The organism is Moheibacter sp. (genome assembly GCF_049672845.1).
In the GTDB taxonomy this organism is placed as follows: Bacteria; Bacteroidota; Bacteroidia; order Flavobacteriales; family Weeksellaceae; genus Moheibacter.
Genome location: NZ_JBATWT010000023.1, coordinates 211,261 through 230,568, shown reverse-complemented (window position 1 = coordinate 230,568; position 19,308 = coordinate 211,261). Strand labels below are relative to the sequence as shown.

Annotated in this window: 21 protein-coding genes; 15 read left to right on the top strand and 6 right to left on the bottom strand. The window is 38.8% G+C overall.

Features of this window, described 5'->3' with window-relative positions:
• Nucleotides 1-22: 22 nt before the first annotated feature.
• Complete coding sequence (dut, locus tag WBF63_RS08695; RefSeq protein WP_424369322.1) at nt 23-457, bottom strand: dUTP diphosphatase; 435 nt, start codon at nt 455-457, stop codon at nt 23-25.
• A gap of 64 nt (nt 458-521) precedes the next feature.
• Nucleotides 522-1,973, bottom strand: a complete 1,452-nt coding sequence (locus WBF63_RS08690) for a lipopolysaccharide biosynthesis protein (RefSeq protein WP_424369321.1) — start codon at nt 1,971-1,973, stop codon at nt 522-524.
• Between the two features lie 763 nt (nt 1,974-2,736).
• Between WBF63_RS08690 and WBF63_RS08685 the strand changes: the two genes are divergently transcribed.
• The 4 genes from WBF63_RS08685 to WBF63_RS08670 are packed head-to-tail and all read left to right on the top strand — an operon-like array spanning nt 2,737 to nt 5,382.
• Nucleotides 2,737-3,732: an NAD(P)H-dependent glycerol-3-phosphate dehydrogenase gene (locus tag WBF63_RS08685; RefSeq protein ID WP_424369664.1), complete on the top strand. Its 996-nt coding sequence runs from the start codon at nt 2,737-2,739 to the stop codon at nt 3,730-3,732.
• Between the two features lie 9 nt (nt 3,733-3,741).
• Nucleotides 3,742-3,945 (top strand): hypothetical protein, encoded by a 204-nt coding sequence (locus WBF63_RS08680; protein WP_424369320.1) that lies wholly within the window; start codon nt 3,742-3,744, stop codon nt 3,943-3,945.
• On the top strand, nt 3,945-4,352 hold the full coding sequence (locus WBF63_RS08675) for a hypothetical protein (protein ID WP_424369319.1): 408 nt from the start codon (nt 3,945-3,947) through the stop codon (nt 4,350-4,352). The genes WBF63_RS08680 and WBF63_RS08675 overlap by 1 nt, the downstream gene beginning before the upstream one ends.
• A gap of 52 nt (nt 4,353-4,404) precedes the next feature.
• Nucleotides 4,405-5,382 carry a hypothetical protein gene (locus WBF63_RS08670; RefSeq protein WP_424369318.1) on the top strand — a complete coding sequence of 326 codons (978 nt, stop codon included), beginning with the start codon at nt 4,405-4,407 and terminating at the stop codon, nt 5,380-5,382.
• Between the two features lie 9 nt (nt 5,383-5,391).
• Here WBF63_RS08670 and WBF63_RS08665 read toward each other — a convergent pair whose 3' ends face one another.
• From WBF63_RS08665 to WBF63_RS08655, 3 genes are read right to left on the bottom strand one after another with little or no spacing between them, the layout of a single operon-like run.
• Complete coding sequence (locus tag WBF63_RS08665; RefSeq protein WP_424369317.1) at nt 5,392-5,991, bottom strand: aminotransferase class IV; 600 nt, start codon at nt 5,989-5,991, stop codon at nt 5,392-5,394.
• Nucleotides 5,975-6,931, bottom strand: a complete 957-nt coding sequence (locus WBF63_RS08660) for an aminodeoxychorismate synthase component I (RefSeq protein WP_424369316.1) — start codon at nt 6,929-6,931, stop codon at nt 5,975-5,977. The genes WBF63_RS08665 and WBF63_RS08660 overlap by 17 nt, the downstream gene beginning before the upstream one ends.
• Before the next feature lie 3 nt (nt 6,932-6,934).
• Nucleotides 6,935-7,690: a hypothetical protein gene (locus WBF63_RS08655; RefSeq protein ID WP_424369315.1), complete on the bottom strand. Its 756-nt coding sequence runs from the start codon at nt 7,688-7,690 to the stop codon at nt 6,935-6,937.
• Nucleotides 7,691-7,736: 46 nt separating this feature from the next.
• Here WBF63_RS08655 and WBF63_RS08650 point away from each other — a divergent pair, with 46 nt between their 5' ends.
• The 11 genes from WBF63_RS08650 (at nt 7,737) to rfbD (ending at nt 18,169) form a co-directional block, all read left to right on the top strand.
• The gene (locus WBF63_RS08650; protein WP_424369314.1) at nt 7,737-8,309 is read left to right on the top strand and encodes a nitroreductase family protein; all 573 of its coding nucleotides are present in this window, start codon (nt 7,737-7,739) and stop codon (nt 8,307-8,309) included.
• Between the two features lie 76 nt (nt 8,310-8,385).
• Complete coding sequence (locus WBF63_RS08645) at nt 8,386-9,531, top strand: DUF3078 domain-containing protein (protein WP_424369313.1); 1,146 nt, start codon at nt 8,386-8,388, stop codon at nt 9,529-9,531.
• 95 nt (nt 9,532-9,626) lie between these two features.
• Nucleotides 9,627-10,292 (top strand): hypothetical protein, encoded by a 666-nt coding sequence (locus tag WBF63_RS08640; protein WP_424369312.1) that lies wholly within the window; start codon nt 9,627-9,629, stop codon nt 10,290-10,292.
• A 9-nt stretch (nt 10,293-10,301) separates the two neighbouring features.
• Nucleotides 10,302-11,177, top strand: a complete 876-nt coding sequence (locus WBF63_RS08635; protein ID WP_424369311.1) for an NAD kinase — start codon at nt 10,302-10,304, stop codon at nt 11,175-11,177.
• Nucleotides 11,178-11,319: 142 nt separating this feature from the next.
• Entirely contained in the window at nt 11,320-12,156 is an 837-nt protein-coding gene (locus WBF63_RS08630) for a DUF6089 family protein (protein WP_424369310.1), read from the top strand.
• Nucleotides 12,157-12,164: 8 nt separating this feature from the next.
• Nucleotides 12,165-12,914 carry an isoprenyl transferase gene (locus tag WBF63_RS08625; protein WP_424369309.1) on the top strand — a complete coding sequence of 250 codons (750 nt, stop codon included), beginning with the start codon at nt 12,165-12,167 and terminating at the stop codon, nt 12,912-12,914.
• 28 nt (nt 12,915-12,942) lie between these two features.
• Nucleotides 12,943-15,498, top strand: a complete 2,556-nt coding sequence (gene bamA / locus WBF63_RS08620) for an outer membrane protein assembly factor BamA (protein WP_424369308.1) — start codon at nt 12,943-12,945, stop codon at nt 15,496-15,498.
• A 56-nt stretch (nt 15,499-15,554) separates the two neighbouring features.
• A complete protein-coding gene (locus WBF63_RS08615; RefSeq protein ID WP_424369307.1) occupies nt 15,555-16,211 on the top strand; it encodes an OmpH family outer membrane protein in 657 nt (218 codons plus the stop codon).
• A 26-nt stretch (nt 16,212-16,237) separates the two neighbouring features.
• Entirely contained in the window at nt 16,238-16,756 is a 519-nt protein-coding gene (locus tag WBF63_RS08610) for an OmpH family outer membrane protein (RefSeq protein WP_424369306.1), read from the top strand.
• 82 nt (nt 16,757-16,838) lie between these two features.
• Nucleotides 16,839-17,393: a dTDP-4-dehydrorhamnose 3,5-epimerase gene (rfbC, locus tag WBF63_RS08605; RefSeq protein ID WP_424369305.1), complete on the top strand. Its 555-nt coding sequence runs from the start codon at nt 16,839-16,841 to the stop codon at nt 17,391-17,393.
• Complete coding sequence (rfbD, locus tag WBF63_RS08600; RefSeq protein ID WP_424369304.1) at nt 17,390-18,169, top strand: dTDP-4-dehydrorhamnose reductase; 780 nt, start codon at nt 17,390-17,392, stop codon at nt 18,167-18,169. Before rfbC ends, rfbD begins: the two co-directional genes overlap by 4 nt.
• A gap of 14 nt (nt 18,170-18,183) precedes the next feature.
• Here rfbD and WBF63_RS08595 read toward each other — a convergent pair whose 3' ends face one another.
• Entirely contained in the window at nt 18,184-19,218 is a 1,035-nt protein-coding gene (locus tag WBF63_RS08595; RefSeq protein WP_424369303.1) for a hypothetical protein, read from the bottom strand.
• Nucleotides 19,219-19,308 lie beyond the last annotated feature (90 nt).

Genomic DNA, 19,308 nt, shown 5'->3' with positions numbered 1-19,308 from the left:
CTGTTTTATGTTTTAATATTGATTAATTCTTTCCTGTACTTCCAAATCCGCCTTCGCCCCGGGTGGTTTCCTCCAGGATTTCAGCTTCCTGCCATTCGGCGGTTTCATGTTTGGCAATTACCAGCTGTGCGATTCTTTCCCCATCCTGAACAGTGAATTCTTCCGCTGATAAATTCACGAGAATCACTCCGATTTCACCGCGATAATCCGCATCGATGGTGCCGGGTGAATTCAAAACAGTGAGCCCGTGTTTGAAAGCCATTCCGCTTCGGGGACGCACCTGGGCTTCAAATCCGGCAGGGAGTTCGATGAATAATCCCGTGGGAATCAGTTTGCGCTCCAAAGATTTTAAAGTAAGAGGTTCCGATAAATTCGCATATAAATCCATTCCGGCCGAAAGCTGTGTTTTGTATTCCGGAAGTGGATGATTGGAAGTATTGATTATTTTGATTTTCATATTTATATTCTGATCCAAAGGAATCACTATTTTTGTTTATTTCTAATTCTTTTTAGAATCCGGCTCAGGATTTCTGATTTCGGATATAATTCAAACTCTTTTTTTCGATAAAAATTGCAATCGCAAGATAAATTATTACGCATAAATTACCTATCCAAAAATTATTGTCCAGAAGATGATATCCCAAAAGCCCCAAACCTACGCTCAGCGTCATATACAACAAAATCTTTCTGGATTTATACGGAATCCTATAAGATTTCTGACCCCAAAAATAGGAAATAACCATCATAGTGCCATAGGCCGCCAAAGTTGCCCAGGCCGATGCCATAAATCCGATGATGGGAATAAAAACCAGATTCAGCACAATGGTCAGTCCCGCGCCCACCCAAGAAACGACGGTTCCCACATAGGTTTTGTCGGTCACCTTGTACCATGTAGAAAGGTTATAATAAATCCCAAAGAAATAATTGGCGATGACAATAATCGGTACAATCTGTAAAGCAACCCAATATTCGGAATTCGGAAGAATGATTTTCTTAATCCAGGATAAATTTCCAAGCAAAGCCACAACCGCAAATCCACAGAAAATAACGAAGTAAAGCATGATATCAGCATAGGTTTTACGAGCGTCTTCTTCCTGAGCTTTTTTGAAAAAGAAAGGCTCCACTCCCATTCGGTAAGCTGTTACCATCAAAATCATAAGGGTAGCAATTTTATAACATCCGGCATAGGCACCCGCTTCGGCTTCATCGACCATGTCACGGAGCAGGAGATTGTCCAGATTTTCATTGGTCGTAAACGCAAGTCCCGCCAGCATAATAGGATAGGCATAGCGAAACATCTTTTTGAATAATTCCCAATTGAAATAAAACCTCAGATGTTTCAGTATGGGCGAAAGCAAAATTATGCCGGAAAAAGCAGCAATGACATTGGCAATAAAAGGATAAGAAACTCTTTCCTTCATCCCGATGCTTTGTAAAAAACTTTCCGGAATCAGATAGAAAAATGCCAGAATGATCAAAGTCTGAAATACCCCCTGAAAAACTTTGATGGCCGAATATTTAATCGGTTTATTGGTAAACCGCAGAAAAGCAAAAGGCACCATACAGATGGCATCAAAGAATGCAATCCATGCGAAATATTTGAGGTATTGCGGATAGTCCTGATAATCAAAAAGATCAGCAATGGGAACATTGAAAATATACATTCCCAGCAGGAAGGTCAGCGCATTGGCAAAAACAAACCAAAAGGAAGTATGAAATACTTTTCCCGACAGATTTTTATCGGCCGAAAACCTGAAATAAGCTGTTTCAAATCCAAAGGTGAGTACGATGTTTACAAAGGCAACGAGCGAATAAAGCTGGGCGAATTTGGAGAATTCGGCCGCATCGATTTTATCGGCATACAAAGGCATCAGCGCAAAGTTGATCAACCTTGGCAGGATAGAACCGATTCCGTATATGACCGTTTCGCTTAGAAGTTTCTTGTACAATTTCCGGCTTTTTGGTTTTGACAAAATTCCGTTTTCTTTTTGAATTGGAAAAATCTTTGTTGGTGGGGTGTGGGATGTTGGGTGCGGGGTTAGAGTATAGAGAATAGAACATAGAGAATAGATGTTGTGGCTGGAAGGGTGGTTTTTAGGAGGATGATCAGAAGAAAGTCCTTCAGAAACTTTACCCCGGCCCTAAAGGGTGGTTTCTGAAGGATTTTGATAGGTTCCCTTTAGGGCTAGGGTAAAACTATCAAAATCCGAGTTGGAATGTTCGTTAGATAAATCTTCCAGTGGAAGGTTTTTTTCTTATACCGATTAGGATCCCGATAGCTATCGGGACTATTGGGACTATCGGAATCAAATGTCTTGATGCAAAAGTGACAAAAAATCAAGGTGTGCTTCGCTTTATCCGATTCTCCACCGGAGAATCTCCTCTTAATATCAAATTTCCCTATCCATGTGAAATGCCTATTACCTCTTTTTAAATAAACGATTTATTTAAAAATTTTTGTGTTTCCAAGGTGATGAGCTCAAAGGTGGTGATCGTAAACCGGGATGGTGGGTTGGGAAGATTGAGAGGGAGGTTAAAAACGGTTAGCACTAATCAGGGATGTTCAATTGGATGTGTAAAATAACTTGAAACTCTACGAAGCAGGCCGTCTTAATACTTAATACTCAAATCTTGATACTTTTCTTAGGGGTGTAATCTTTCTGCAAGTTCAGATTTGGACTCAGAGATTCTTACCTTAATTTTTACTAATTTTGACCCATTGCAAAACAAAGATTAATCATGTCCAAACCAAAAGTAGGATTAGTAGGAGGCGGAAGCTGGGCTACGGCTATTGCCAAAATGCTCTGCAAAAACCATGATACCATCAATTGGTGGGTCCGGAATCAAGAAACCAAAGACTACCTCATCAAACATAAACATAACCAGAATTACCTGAGTTCTGTGGAATTCAACCCGGAACAACTTCAACTGACAACGGATATCAACGAACTTGTTGAAAATTCGGACTGGCTGATTCTTGCCGTTCCTTCCATTCATCTGGAAGCCTGCCTGAAAGATTTGAAAATTTCTTTGAACGATAAATTTGTGGTTTCGGCCATCAAGGGTATCGTCCCCGGACATTTTAAAATTGTTGGGGAATTTCTACATGAAGAATACAATCTTCCTTATGAGAATTTTGGTGTCATCAGTGGTCCCTGTCATGCCGAGGAAGTTGCGCTGGAACGTCTCTCCTATCTGACCATTGCGGCACAAGATCCCGAAAAAGCCAAAATGGCGGCCGAAGGACTCGCCTGCAACTTTATCAAAACCAATATTTCCAAGGATATTTTCGGAACCGAATATGCCGCTGTGCTTAAAAATATTTACGCCATCGCTGCGGGAATCGCACATGCTTTGGGCTATGGCGATAATTTCCAAGCGGTTTTGATGAGCAATGCCACACGTGAAATGAACCGGATCACCCAACATATTTCGCCTATCAAAAGAGATGTAAAAGAATCGGCTTATTTGGGAGATTTACTTGTAACGGGCTATTCCAATTTCTCCCGAAACCGAATGTTCGGAAGTATGATCGGGAAAGGTTATACCGTGAAATCGGCCATCGTAGAAATGAATATGGTCGCCGAAGGATATTATGCCACCAAAAGTGTTTACCAGCTCAAAAAAGTTCTGGAAGTAAAAGCACCTATTCTGGCAGCTGTCCATAAAATCCTTTACGACGGAAAACAACCGGCCAAAGTTTTTGCAAGATTGGCCAATAAACTCAGTTAATCAGAATTCATGAAATTTACACCTCAAATAGTAGCCGGACTTACCATAATTATCCTCGGACTTGTGCTTGTCGTTGCCGGATTTATCCTAAAACTAAACGAATATTCCGACGGATGGATCACCGGAAACAACCTGATTATCATTGGGATGTTTGTAGAATTGATCGGGATTTTTCTGGCGGCCTCCATTCTCAATAAAAATCTAAGGAAATAATGCTACGCAGGGATTTCATCTCCAAAATAATCGAGCAAATGCTCAATGCCATTGCTCGTTTAATGAAAATCGACAATGAAAAAGAAACCGAAAAGTTTTTGGGCGTATTTGACGAAATTCTGAAAACTTATTATGATTTGCATTCCGATGAGATGGACAATCTCTTATTGCCCGATGAGAAGCGCGATGCCATACTCCTGGATGAAAAATTAAAGAATTTCCAATTGAGAATGTTCGTACAAGCAGGTTTTGCCTATTTAAAAACCGATGATTTAAAGCAGGCCAAAAACTGTTTGTCCATCATCGAAAGAATTCAAAATGAACATTCAGATGTCTTTGAATTCCCAACAGAGGAACATAAGAAGCTGAAGGAAGACATTGAAAAATTAAGGGAGAGATTGGGGTGATATTAGAAGTTCGTCTAAAATAATATTAAATTGCACTTCTAAAACTGCCATCTTGAATTTCAAATTCCAAATAAAAAAAGAGGACTATCAAAAATCGCTTCGCGGTTATTTTCTTTATTTATTACCTCCTGTTTTACTGATTAGTTTTTTCTTTTCACTGATAATTGCCTATAGTTTTGCTTCACCAAAACCAGACGCAGATTTCAATCTATCTGTATTTATTATCGCTTTGGTGATTTCTTTTGGTTTGTTAATCTTTTTTTTCTGGGGAATAAAATATTTAAAGTCCATTCGAAGATTAAAAAGGACCGAAACAGAAAGTGCCGACACCGTTTTGAATGTTGAAGTTCTGGAAAAAGGCATTCTATTACAAAAGATAAATTCTGATAAGAAAATCCAAAAAACCTGGACAGAGATTAAAAATCTAATTCATCGTAAAGAATTTACTTATTTGATTTTCACCGATGGAACTTATTTATTTATAAAAAATAATTCAATAACCAACGAGAATAAAGAATTCATACCCATCATTAAGGAAAAAATCAAACCTTTTAGAAGTGAAATGGGAAGAACTTTAATTTGGTATAGTTTCATTCCATTGATTGGGTTTATTTTCGGGATTGTGTTTTTCGCCAGAGGAATTTTTGATAGACATCTCAAAAATTTCCTGATCGGTATTTTAAGTTTTATTTTTTCAGGGATAACCTTTTGGTGTTTTCTCTTTTTTATGGACAACACCGGGAAAAATACAGGTTCAGACACTTACCGTAATAAAAACAATTTAAACCAAATCGTAAAAGAATTGGCTTACTATAAACTTAAAAATGGAAAATTTCCTGATACTTTAGATTCCCTGAAAATTCAAACCAATTTTATCATTTTGGTTGAAATCGAAACAAGTTTAAATCCTTTTTCCGACTTAGAAATTCGAGAAATCTATTACGAAAACAGAGATAGCACTTTTATTTTAAGAACTTTAGGGCCTGATGGAAAACCGTTTACAGAGGATGATATTTTACCTGATTATTAAGTTTCACAGCTAAGAAATGATGGAAACATCCAATTCGGGACTTTCATCCAAATCCATCATCGCATTGATGAGTTTGAATTTAAAAAAACGATTTAAATCTTTGGGATTTACCTCATCTTCTATGATTTTTCCGGATTTTAAAAGAGCTTGGCGCATAGTACCGTTGAGCAGATAAGAAATCGGCGTAATCCATTTTTCTCCATCAAAAAACAACAGATTTGAATAAGAAGTATCGGTGATTTGCCCGTTTTTTACAATGATAATTTCGTCCTCGGTTACCGAATCTTTCATCAGTTCAAAAGCAGAACGGTCAGCGAATTTGAAAGGATATTCGAGTTCATTGTTTTCCACCAAACGAACCGAATGAATGGGTTTGATTTGATAAGGAATCAACTCAACCGACTCAATTTCTTCTCCGTAAATAATTCTGCATTTCCGTTTTTCTGTCGGAGAAATATCTTTCAGATTGGTTTTGATGAGAACTTCCAAATCAATTTCGTCGTCCAAGCCGAAGAGTTTCCATCGGGAGCGATCCAACCTTTTCTGATGAAATTCCAAGTTGCGGATTTCTCCGTTTTGGATACACAAAGTTTCAATTAATCGGGACATATATTTTATCAATCATTTCTTGGTATTCGTCTTCGGCACTGCTCTGGTGCGTAATTCCGCCACCGCTTTTAAAAATCAATCCGCTTTGGCTTTGTTCAATAAACCGAATCATTACTGCACTGTCCAGGTTTTTTCCGTCAAAAACCCCAAAAACGCCGGTATAAAAATTCCGGTCGTAGATTTCGGCTTCGAGGATGATTTCCACGGTTTTGTCTTTTGGGGCACCGCTGATGGAACCAGCCGGCAATAATTCATCAAAAATATCGCCGAGTTTTTCATGAAAATTATCCGGCAATTCTCCCCTAACTTCTGAACTTACTTGTAAAAGTGTTTTCTGATTTGTTTTGATTTCTTCCAGATAACGGAATTTAGGAACGGACACTTTTTTGGCAACTTTGCTCAAATCGTTTCGGATGAGATCCACGATGGTGTAATGTTCGGCTTTTTCCTTTGGGTCGTTCAGAATTTTTTCTTCCGCATTCTCGACCGAAGCATCGATAGTGCCTTTCATCGGATAGGAATAAATCATTCCGTCTTGGATTTTCACAAAGGTTTCGGGCGAAAAGCATACGAAATTCTCTTTCCAGAGAAGTTTGTACCGGGCTTGTGAATATATATAAATTTCTTCCAGACTTAAATTGATTTCAATCGGCGTAGCACAGGTTAAATTGGTCAAATACGAATTTCCGAGTAAAATATTTTCCTGAACGATTTGGAATTGCTTCTGGTATTCTTCGAATGAAATCGGGTATTTTTTGAATTGAATTTCAGATTTTAATTTTTCGTTTTCAGATTGAATTTCGAATTGAATTTCATTCTGAAAATCATTTAAAGGGATGATTTTTCCTTTTGTTTTCAGAAAGTCAATCAGAAAAAGAAAAGGAATTCTTTTAGAACCCAATTCATTCATTTTCTCAAAAATTTCTCGTCCGCAAAGCATGGGTCAAATTCCGGGATTTCCGATCTGGTCAATTTCCGAATAAGAAGACTGCATCAAAATGTCTTTCACCATCGCATGCTGCATAAGCATTCCGGCAGCCATTGTAGCAAATATACCAATTAAACAAGCCAAATAACCAATACTGGAAAGCATTCCGATGACAAAAACAAACAACAATATCATTAAGATTTGCTTACGAAACAGTTTAAACGAAGTTTTCATCGCTTCTACTGCGGAATAATTTCCGTAATGAATCAGATAGGGCGTGAAAATCATTGAGCCTTGAATAAAATAAATAGCGGCATAAAAAAACACATAATAAAGCATCATGAAAATTCCCATGAATCCGCCGGAAATATTTGAATCGAAATATTCCACTCCAACATCCATAAATACAAAAAGAAATATAAAAGGAAGGTAAAGCACCATGAAAACGGCAAAATAACAGATTGCAAGCAAAACGTATTTGTCGTAATTTTTAAAGGCACCGAAGAAATCTTTGAATTCGAGCTTTTCTCCGTTTTCCACTTTCACCGCAGCCACCGAAAATCCCAGGTACAATGGAAAAATAAAGAAGAGTGCACCAACAAGGGTAGCGAAAGAAGCCACCATCAAAATCACACTGGCAAGTCCGTAAAGACTAAACATAAGCCATTCTTTTTTGAATATTTCAAATCCGTCGCTGATGTATTTTCCAAAATCAAATTTGTATCCGTTCTGGATTCTTTCGTTTACGGTTGCCTGTTCTATTGTTGCCATTTTTATACTTGCTTAATCTGGTTTACATTTGTAAAAATATAGTTTTATGATGAATCACGAAGAATTATTACACCTAATAAAATCACGCCGTTCGGTGATGCCAACTCAATACAGTCAAGAAGAAATCACTTCAGAAGAACTGAATCTGATTCTTGAATCTGCCAATTGGGCGCCCAACCACAAACGTACCGAACCCTGGCGTTTCAAAGTGATTCAAGGCGAAGTCAAAAAGCGTTTTGCCGAATTTATGCTGGAAAAATACCAGGAAACGACTTTACCAGAAGCCCAAAATGAAAGAAAAAAAGCAGGAATCATTGAAAAATGTTTGCTTTCAGATAAGATTATTTTGATTTGCATGAAAACTTCCCATCAACTACCGGAATGGGAAGAACTCGCCGCAACGTCAATGGCGGTTCAGAATATGTGGTTGATGTGTACTTCTATGGAAATTGGTTCTTATTGGTCTTCGCCCGGGGCCATTTCCAAAATGAATGAATTCACAGAATTGGAAGAAGATGAGAATTGCTATGGTATTTTTTACATGGGCAAAAGAAAAGGAGATTTGCATGAGAGTTCTCGCCAGCCGATTGAAAACAAAGTACAGTTTATAGCGTCATAGATTCATCTTTTCGGTAAGATTATGTACTTTTGCGGCCCAAATTCTAACTTGAAAAAATTAAATTAAAAATAAAACAATGAAAAAAGTTGGTTTCTTTTTAATCCTTCTCGGATTTTCATTTGCATCTGCACAAACCATTGACGACAGTGGTAATCTTCAAATTACCAGTCGGAAATATTTAAAAGAAAAACCGAATGCAGACCGTCTTCAAGGTTGGTACATCAGCGGAACCAATTCGCTTCAGTTCAATCAGGCGGCTTTTTCAAACTGGATTGCGGGTGGTGTGAATTCTTATTCGCTTACGGCCAATATCGATTATGAATTTAACCTTACGAGCGGACGTCATATCTGGGACAACCGCGTTTTGATGAACTATGGTGTTTTGAGAAACGAAGGAGAAGATTACCGCAAGTCCAATGACGTGATTGATCTGACTTCTTCTTATGGTTATGAGTTCATCAGACATTTTTATTTTGCGGCATCTGCCAATTTCAAAACCCAGTTCACTGATGGTTTTGACTACAATATCCAAGATAGCATTTCTGGCGATTACAAAAAGATTTCAACTTTTATGGCACCCGGCTATTTGTCATTCGGTCTGGGGGTGGATTATAAACCCAATGAGAATTTTCAGGTAAACTTTCATCCATTTACATCCAGATTTACTTTTGTGCAAGACCGCGATTTGCAATATGCCGGAAGTTTTGGTTTGAAAGCAGATGGTGATTCTTATTTTTACGAATTTGGTGCTTTTTTGGGTGCACGTTATAAAATCAATATTTGGGACAATATTTCTTATGACAATCGATTGGGGATTTACAGCAATTATCTAAGAACTCCGCAAAATATGGACATCGCTTACCAAGGCGTCCTTGATTTAAAAGTGAATAGTTTTATTTCTGCTCAGGCTACTGTCAACTTATTTTATGATGAAGATCAAATTCAAAAAACCCAGTTGAAACAAACACTAGGCGTTGGACTTTCCTATAAATTCAACAATTCAGAAAGACTGAAAATGAAAGAAATAAATCTTCCGCCACCTCCAACATTGGAAGATCTGAACAATGCGGTAATTGAAGCGCAAAAAGCGGCTGATGCGGCCAATATGAAGCTGGAAGAAGCTCAGCAAAAAGTACAGGAAGCCACTCAGGAAGTGGAACAAGCAGAAGAAATTCTGCAGGATTTGACCGAACAAGCTGAGGAAACTTCAGAAGAAGAATAAAGATGAAACGCTCTGATAAATCAGGGCGTTTTTCATTTCAGCTCCCGAATTTAGATTTTACATAATGCTTTGTACTTTCTACTTAATATCTATCTTTGTACGAGATGTTGGTAACCGACTATATAAGCAAGGATTTCATTCCGCCCAAACTGAATCAGACCGTGGGACATGGTCTGGCATTGGTTAACGCCTATGGACTCAGCCATATCCCGGTTTTTGAAGGATTGAGTTTTGCGGGAAGCCTCTCACGGGAGACTCTGAGCGAACATGAACCCGGTATTTTACTTTCAGATCTCCGGGATTTCAGTGAATTCTTTTATATGACCGAAAACGGCTCACTGCTGGATGCAGTGCAGAATTTTCATAATTACGACACCAATGTGCTGACGGTTCTGAATGCCGAACGTCAGTATTTGGGAATGCTGATGATGGACGATGTGATTTCGGGGCTTTCAACCATGCCTTTCATTTCTGAACCGGGCGCTATCATGGTAGTGGAAGTTTCGCAGAAGCAATTCTCCATCAGCGAAATAGCCAAAATTGCGGAAAGCAATAATGCACGCATCATCGGTTTGTTTCTAACCGGCTATCAGGACGATAAAATCAGGATTACACTCAAACTGATTTCTGATAATCTTACTTCAGTCGGTGAAACATTTGAGCGGTTTAACTATACGGTACTGCATAAATTCTTCAATGATGAAAAAGAAGATCTGATGAAAGATCGTTTCGATTTGCTGATGAAATATTTAGATATTTAATTTTTTTGGATGAAAGTAGCAATTTACGGTTTGAAGGCCTCTGAAGATCAAAAAGAATTCTTTGTTGAGCTTTTTGCAGAACTGGAAAGAAAAAACATTCAATATACCGTGGAAGCAGCTTTCAGAGACATTCTTGAAAGCGAGCTTTCTATGTCCCTGCCTTCTGAAGTTTTCAGTTGTTATGAAGATTTACAGGAGTCGATTGATATGTTTTTCACATTTGGCGGTGACGGAACCATTCTGAGTGCCGCAACGATCATTCAGGATAAAAACATTCCCGTTGTGGGGGTAAACACGGGGCGGCTGGGATTTCTGGCGACCCTCAATATGGAATATCTTTTTGAAAGCCTTGACAATATACTTAACGGGGAATATACCATCAGTAGCCGTTCGCTGATTGAAGTTCAGACCGAAGATGCTGAAATAGAATTTCCATTTGCCCTGAATGAGATTACGGTTACCCGCCGTGAAACCACCAGTATGATTACGGTGGATGCCTTTGTAAACGGGGAATTCCTGAATTCCTATTGGGCTGATGGGCTGATTATTTCCACTCCCACGGGTTCCACCGGTTATTCGCTGAGCTGTGGCGGACCTATTGTTCATCCGGGGACCGATACTTTTATTGTGACTGCGATTGCTCCGCACAATCTGAATGTGCGTCCCTATATGATTGCCGATGATTCCGTATTGGATCTGAAGATCAACAGCCGGGTGGGCGAATACTTCCTTTCGCTGGATGCGCGCAACAAACCTTTGTCAACAGATGTGAAATTAAGGTTAAAAAAAGCAAATTTTAATATCAGGATTGTAGAACCCCATGACAAAACATATCTGATGACACTGCGTGATAAAATGTTTTGGGGCTCTGACAGAAGGAATTAAAAATTAGAATTTTTTCATAATTTTTGTTAAAGCATATACCCACCAAGCAGATTTGATTATATTTGTCGCTTATTAGAAAAAGTGGGCAACAATTTTCATATTTTTCCGTTCAATTTTTTGCACACTGTTCTTATAAAATAATATGAAGAATCTACTTATTTTAACACTGGGGTTGTTTTTCTCTTTGTCAATGGCACAAAGACACGAAATCGGGATATTTGCCGGAGGGGCAAACGTAATCGGGGACATCGGAAAATCTAATTATATCAATCCATTTCCGGTTTCTTATGGTTCAGAAAAGCTGATGGACAGAGTGCCATTTGCAATAGGAGCCATTTACCGTTTCAATTTCAATCCTTATATGGGCGTGCGTTTCAATGGTATTTTCAGCCGTGTAGTGGGTTCTGATGCCAGTGCGCCTGAGCAATACAAAAAAGAAAGAAATTACGCTTATAAAAACAATATAATTGAAGGTTCATTGGTTTTTGAATACAACCTTTTTGACATCAATGATGAGCACGGCCGTAAACATTCGCCTTATATATTCGGAGGTGTTGGTGCATTTATGTATGATAAACCGACCTATAGTGTAAACACGACTTTTGTAAGAGATGATCTGGGTGTTATCGTCCAACCGGAAACAACCCAGAGTGAACTTATCTCCAAAACACAAAAAGAAACTAATTTCACATTACCATTCGGAGTTGGATACAAATACAAATACCGCAGGAGTTTTGTGATTTCCGCAGAAGTTGGTTTCCGCTATACATCAACAGACAATCTTGACTTCAGTTATGCTGATGAAAGCGATTTTACTTTCACTGCAGAGCCCGGAATTAACGAGCAGGATGTCAACAACATACACTCAAACATCATCAAATCCCGTCAGGTTGGAAATATGTCCAACAGCGACTGGTATGTCTTTACGGGCATTACACTAACCTATACATTTGGACGACCTCCATGTTATTGTGACTAATCATTTACATGAATCAACCGAGAGATACAGCACATCCTTACAACTTACCGCAACACGTTGCCATCATTATGGACGGCAATGGACGTTGGGCTAAAAAACAGGGTTTTGACCGGAGTTTTGGGCATCAGAATGCCATCAAATCGGTGCGGGCTGCAATTGAAACTTGCGGCGATATGGGAATTCCCTATCTGAGTCTGTTTGCTTTTTCGAGTGAAAACTGGAAACGTCCAAAACTGGAAGTTTCCTTTTTGATGAAATTACTGGCAAAAACCATCGAGGCTGAAATTCAGGAACTTCACGACAAAGGAATCCGCCTGCTGGTCATCGGTGAAACCGATGCGCTGCCCGAATATGCCACAAAGCCGCTTCAGCACGCCATAGACCTTACAAAAGACAATACCAAAGCGACGCTGGTCATTGCACTTAATTATGGTTCACAAAACGAAATCCTTCATGCAAGCCGTGAAATTGCCAAAAAAGTTAAGTCAGGCGAACTTAATCCGGAGGAAATAGATCAGCAGATTTTTGAAGAGAATTTATACACCCAAAACATCCCCAATGTGGATTTGCTCATCCGTACGAGCGGCGAATACAGAATCAGCAACTTTTTGCTGTGGCAGATAGCCTATGCCGAACTGTATTTTACAGATGTCCTCTGGCCTGACTTCAGAAAAGAACATTTCATGGAAGCGCTGGAAGATTATTCAAAAAGAGAAAGAAGATACGGCAAAACGGGAGAACAAATCAAAACAGAATAGTAGAAGAGATATGCGAAAAAGAGTGATTATGAGGAATTTATATGCCATTTTATTTTTGATTTCAGGCGGAATTATTTTTGCGCAGGAAGATTCCTTACAAATTGTAAAAGATTCTGTCGTTATTGATACTGTACAGTCCCTTCCTGAACCTACACAAGATATTACACAAGCGGGTTATACCAACCCCCAAACTTATATGCTTGCTGACCTTGAAGTAAGCGGTGAAACCAAATTTACCAAAAATCAGGTGATGCGGTTTGTAGGATTGCGTTTGGGAGAAAAAATCGAAATCCCCGGAACTAAAATCAACAATGCGTTGAAGAAACTCTGGAGACAAAATCTTTTTTCAGACGTTGATTTATACGTGGTTAAAACCGAAGGTGATAAAATCTACCTGAGATTACATTTAGTTGGTTTACCCGAATTGGTAGAACCTAATTTTGTGGGTTTAAAGAAGAGTAAAAGAGAAGATTTCACTAAGGAACATAAATTAGACCCCGGGATTAAGATTACAAATAACTTAAAAAATCAAATCAGAAATTCCATTAAAAATTACTTCCTGGAAAAAGGATTTCCTGATGCAAAAGTTGAGTTTATTGAGAAAAAAACTGAAGATGATCCTTCCAAAGTCAACCTGACAATCAACGTTGATAAAGGTGAACGCGTAAAAATCAAAAGCATAGATTTTGAAGGAAATGAGGAGCTTCGTGATGGTCAATTGAGAAGGAAAGCGATGAAAAACACCAAGAAAAAGTCAATCAACTTTTTTAAAGGTTCAAAATTCAATCCTTCCAAATATCAGGAAGATTTGAAAAAAGTGGTGGATGAATACAAATCCATCGGTTTCCGCGATGCCAAAATCGTTTCCGATACTGTGATGCGTGTTGACCCCAAAAACATTGCCATCAAAATTCAGGTGGAAGAAGGAAGACCTTATTATCTGGGTGATGTAACTTTTACAGGAAATTCTGTATTCAGTACCGAAGCCCTGGAAAGAGTTTTCTCTTATCAGAAAGGAGACCGATATGATGCAGTTGGCATTCAGAAAAAAATCAGTGGTTCTGAAAAGGACGACGACATCCAGACATTGTACATGGATCGTGGTTATCTGTTCTCTCAGATGTTCCCGATTGAAAAAAATGTAAAAAATGACACCATTGACCTGGAAATTAAAATCATGGAAGGCGAGCCTGCCTCTTACAACCGTGTGACTTTCAGCGGAAATGATGTTACTTATGACCATGTAATTGCGCGTGAGTTGAGAACCAAACCGGGTGATTTATTCTCCAAAACAGAAATCAAAAGAACCTTGTACGAACTGGCAGCTTTGGGTTATTTCGAACCGACTCAAATCAATCCTGATATTCAGCCCGATCCTGATACCAATTCTGTCAACCTGAACTGGGAACTTGTACACAAGAGTTCCAGCCAAGTGGAATTACAGGGAGGTTATGGAGCAGGTACATTTCTGGGAACATTAGGTTTGACATTTGGTAATTTCTCTGTCAGAAATTTATTCAACAAAGAAGCCTGGAAGCCGGTTCCAATGGGTGATGGTCAGTCACTATCATTACGTGCACAAGCCGGACGAGGTTATCAGAATTACAGTTTCTCATTTACCGAACCCTGGATTGGCGGAAAACGTCCGACAGCACTGTCCACTTCGATTTATTATTCAAGATACAATTACCGTGATATGTATGGACAGGAAGCCGCTCTGAACATCCTGGGGGCCAATGTAGGGCTGAGCAAGCTTTTGACATGGCCCGATGACTGGTTCAGATTATCGCACTCCCTTTCCTATCAGCGTTATAACTTTGATAATTACGCACTGACTGTAGGAGAATTGCAGTACGAAAACGGTTCTGCCAACAACTTCAACTATACCATTGGTCTGACGCGTAATTCGGCCGGACCGGATCCTATATTCCCGCAAAACGGTTCAGAAATGAGTCTTGCGCTAACTGTTACACCCCCATATTCCATACTAAACGGAAAAGATTATTCGACAATGGACGATCTGGAGAAATTTGAATGGCTGGAATACTATAAAATAAAAGGACGTGCTTACTGGTACAAAGAACTTGCAGGGAAGCTAGTATTGAAAGTAGGTGGAGAATTTGGTTATCTGGGCACATACAACTCCAAAGTAGGAACCATTCCTTTTGAAAGATTTTATCTGGGTGGAACCGGTCTGATGGGTAACCGTTTTGACGGACGTGAAATCGTTCCTTTACGCGGATATGATGACGCCACCCAATCGGGAGGAACGGCAGCAGACATTACGCCTTCCGGAGGAGGTAGCGTTTACGACAAATTCACTTTAGAATTACGTTATCCGATTACCATGGGACAACAGGCAAAAATATTTGCCCTAGGATTTGTAGAAGCAGGTAATACCTGGCTTGACACCAAAGACTTCAAACCCTTTGAATTGAAACGTTCGGCAGGACTTGGCGTGAGAATTTTCATGTCTGCCTTTGGGATGCTTGGATTTGACTTTGGATATGGATTTGACAAACCGATTTACAGCAATGAACCCTCGGGTTGGCAAACGCATTTTATTATTGGTCAGCAATTTTAAAAAATGTATTTTTGCTGAATGTTATATGGCATAATTTTCGATAAAACGACATCACTATGAAAAATTTCATATTAACACTTTTGATCTTCGGGGCGGCACTCCCTTTGTCGGCACAAAGATTTGGGTATGTGGACACTGACTATATTCTGGAAAATCTTCCATCCTATAATGATGCCCAGCAAATGCTGAAAACCCAGACCGAACAGTGGAACCGTGACATTCAGAACCGCCAGGAACGTGTCAACAAAAGACAGGCAGACTTTCTGAATGAAAAAGTGCTTCTGACCGAAGAGCAAATAAGAAAAGAGCAGGAAGAAATCGACAAAGAGCTGCGCGAAATCAAGCAACTTCAGGAAAAAAGATACGGACAAGACGGAGATTTGATCAAACTAAGAAGATCTTTGGTAAAGCCAATTCAGGATCAAATCTGGATTGCGGTAAAAGAAGTGGCAGAAAAAAGAAATTACGGTTTCATTTTTGATAAAGGAAGTGATCTGATTATGGTTTACACAGATCCTAAATTTGACATCAGCCGCGAAGTCCTTTTGCAATTAAACCCCAATGCGGTTGAAAAACCGTCCAAAGGAAGTTCGTCTTCCAACACCAGTTCGGGATCCAAAGGATCAAGTTCATCAAAATCGGGAAGCTCAAACACTCGTCCAAATTCGGCCAAAGGAAATTCCAAAGCCGATTCAAGACAGTCAGTTAAATAATAAACACTAAATTAATTATAAACAGAATGAAAAATTTGAAATTATTTGTTGCATTCAGCTTTTTATTGATCGGAAGCATCAGCCTTTCTGCTCAAGATTTCGGGGTTGTTAATGTAGAAGATATTCTTACTACTTTTCCTGAAAAAATCAGCGCAGATTCTCAGTTAGATGCTTTGGTTCAGAAACACCAGACTGAAATCAAAAAACAGCAGGATGCTCTTATGGCAATTGAAAAAGACGTTCAAGCTAAAACAGAAGGAAAATCTCAGGCAGAAATCCAGGCTATGATGTCACAGCTTGAAGCACAGCAACAAGATTACATGACCAAACAACAAGCTTTGGGTGCTTACCAGCAAGCTGCTGCAAAAGAGTTGGGAGAAAAAGAAACATCTTTGTTAAAACCAATTGAAGACAAAGTTAAAAACTCCATCAATAAAGTTGCGGCTGCAAAAGGTTTGAAATATGTAATGGAGAAATCTCTTTTACTCTATTCAAACGGAGTGGATATCACTGAAGATGTGAAAAAAGATCTGGGAATTAAATAATCTTTCCCGAAAAACTTAAAAAGCCGTTATTGTTTTTACAAAACGGCTTTTTCTTTTTAAATTCGGACTTTAATTAAGAAAAATGAAATTTACCGAAACGGAACTAAAGGGATGTTTTCTGATTGAACCACTTGTTTTTGAAGATGCAAGAGGTTATTTTTTTGAATCCTATCATCAGGAAAAATTTCAGCAATCCACCGGTATTGATATGGTATTTGTTCAGGACAATGAGTCCAAATCGAAATACGGCGTAGTCAGAGGTTTACATATGCAACGCGGAGAATCTGCTCAGTCTAAACTGGTGCGTGTACTGCGTGGACGCATACTGGATGTGGCAGTGGATGTGAGAAAGGATTCACCTACCTATGGACAATCTTTTTCGGTCGAATTAAATGAGGACAACAAAAAACAGTTGTTCATTCCGGCCGGCTTTCTTCATGGCTTTTCGGTATTAAGTGAAGAAGCAGTCGTTTATTACAAATGCAATGCTTTTTATGATAAAGACTCAGAAGATGGTGTAAATCCGTTGGACGCGGAATTGAACATCGACTGGAAAGTACCTGCAGAAAAGATGATTCTTTCTGAAAAAGACCAAAATGCAAAGAATTTCGATGATTTAAATCCCTTCACGATATGAAAAGAATTTTGGTGACGGGCGCTAACGGCCAATTGGGAAAATGTTTGCAGGATTATGTGGCGAAAAACCCTTCTTCCCGTCATCAGTTTCTCTTTTTGGATCGTTCCCAGCTCGATGTTTCTCAAAAAGAAATCGTAGAAACATTTTTCTTTTCAAATAAAATCGATTTCTGCGTGAATTGTGCGGCTTATACCGCGGTGGATCTGGCTGAAACCGATGCTGAAAATGCTTTTAAAGCCAATGCCGATGCGGTGAAATTTCTTGCTGAAGAATGTGCCGAACAGAATGCTACGCTTATCCATATTTCCACTGATTATGTTTTTGACGGGGAAAGTGAGGAGCCTTATCTCCCTGACGATCAAACCAACCCGATCAATGTTTATGGAAAATCAAAACTGGAAGGTGAACGCTGGGCGATGGATATAAATCCAAAATCTATTATCATCCGAACTTCCTGGGTTTATTCGCAGTACGGTAAAAATTTCTATACAACCATGATGCGGCTGATGTCGGAACGCGATGAGTTGAATGTGGTTTCAGATCAGATTGGTAAACCCACCAACGCAAATGATTTGGCGGCCTACATTCACCACCTCATCCTTTCAAATGACACCCAATACGGAATCCGGCATTTTGCAGGACCGGAACAGATGTCCTGGTTTGAGTTTGCACAAAAAATCGCAAAAGAAAACGGGTTTAAAACCCAGATAAATCCCATCCCTACTTCTCAGTATCCGACTCCGGCCAAACGACCGATGTGGAGTGTTTTGGGGTAGTTAAATTCAATGCTTTATGCTTTTTGATACTTGTTCAAATACTTATTGAACTCTATAAGCAGTATAATCAATAAAGACAATCCGAAAGCAAGAATTGCGTATCTGATAAACTTATTGTCCATAACACCCTTCTCTTTCACATGTCTGAGATTCGAAACCACACTGATTCCCGATTCATATTCAGTTATCTTTTTCTGTGTACCATATAATTTTTTACTCAGAGCCTCTGAATATTTTAATAAATCCGCCTCAACATTTCCTCTGGATGCGGTATTTACAAGTAGTTGTTCTGCACCTGCAAGGCCGGAATTTTTATTAAGACTGGCTCTGGAAGCCATCACCGAATCTATATTATCAAGATTTTGTTTTAAAACTTTCTCGTAAGTTTTTAAGATTGATAATTTGTTTTGGACTTCTGCCTCTACTCCTGGTAAATTATTTAGATAATTCAATAATTCCTTTTGCAAAAAATCTGGCGAAGTGTTTTCTGGCGCTTTCAGTTTTATAGCTTGAAGAGAATAGTCGGTATTTTCCATTTTCCCCTTGTGACCGTCTATTTCGAATGAGTGATAATAGAGAGTATCTGTCATATCATTTCGCATGACAGCACTCTCGATTTTGTCAAAGTAACTGTTTATTACATCTTCTTCTCTTTCTAAAGGGGTAACTGACATGGTTTTCACATTCAGTCTTTTGATCATGTCAATACCCTCACTTTTGTAATTAATCGCTTTTTGATTATCTACCTCGGAAGAGAAAGCATACAACTCAATATTACTTATAGGATTTGATCGTACAATCATTTCATAGGTTAAATTCTCACTTGTTGAAAAATTATCCAGGTACCAACCATAGATTGCACCTACAGCGGTTATCCCCAAAACAATCAGCCAGTTTTTTTTGATCAACACAATGAATTTCAAAAAAACTTCAATGAGTTGCCAAAGCTTTCTGAATATGGATTTAATACCACCTTTGAAGTAATCCAGTAATCTAATCAAGTCTACTTCATCGTTTGAATTATTGTTGTTAGGCACATCCTTGTTCATAAAAGAGAAATTTTGCGTAAATATAACTTTTATTGTAGGATCTTAAAAATTGTATTGTATTTCTCATTAAGAAAAATCAAATTCATGTTA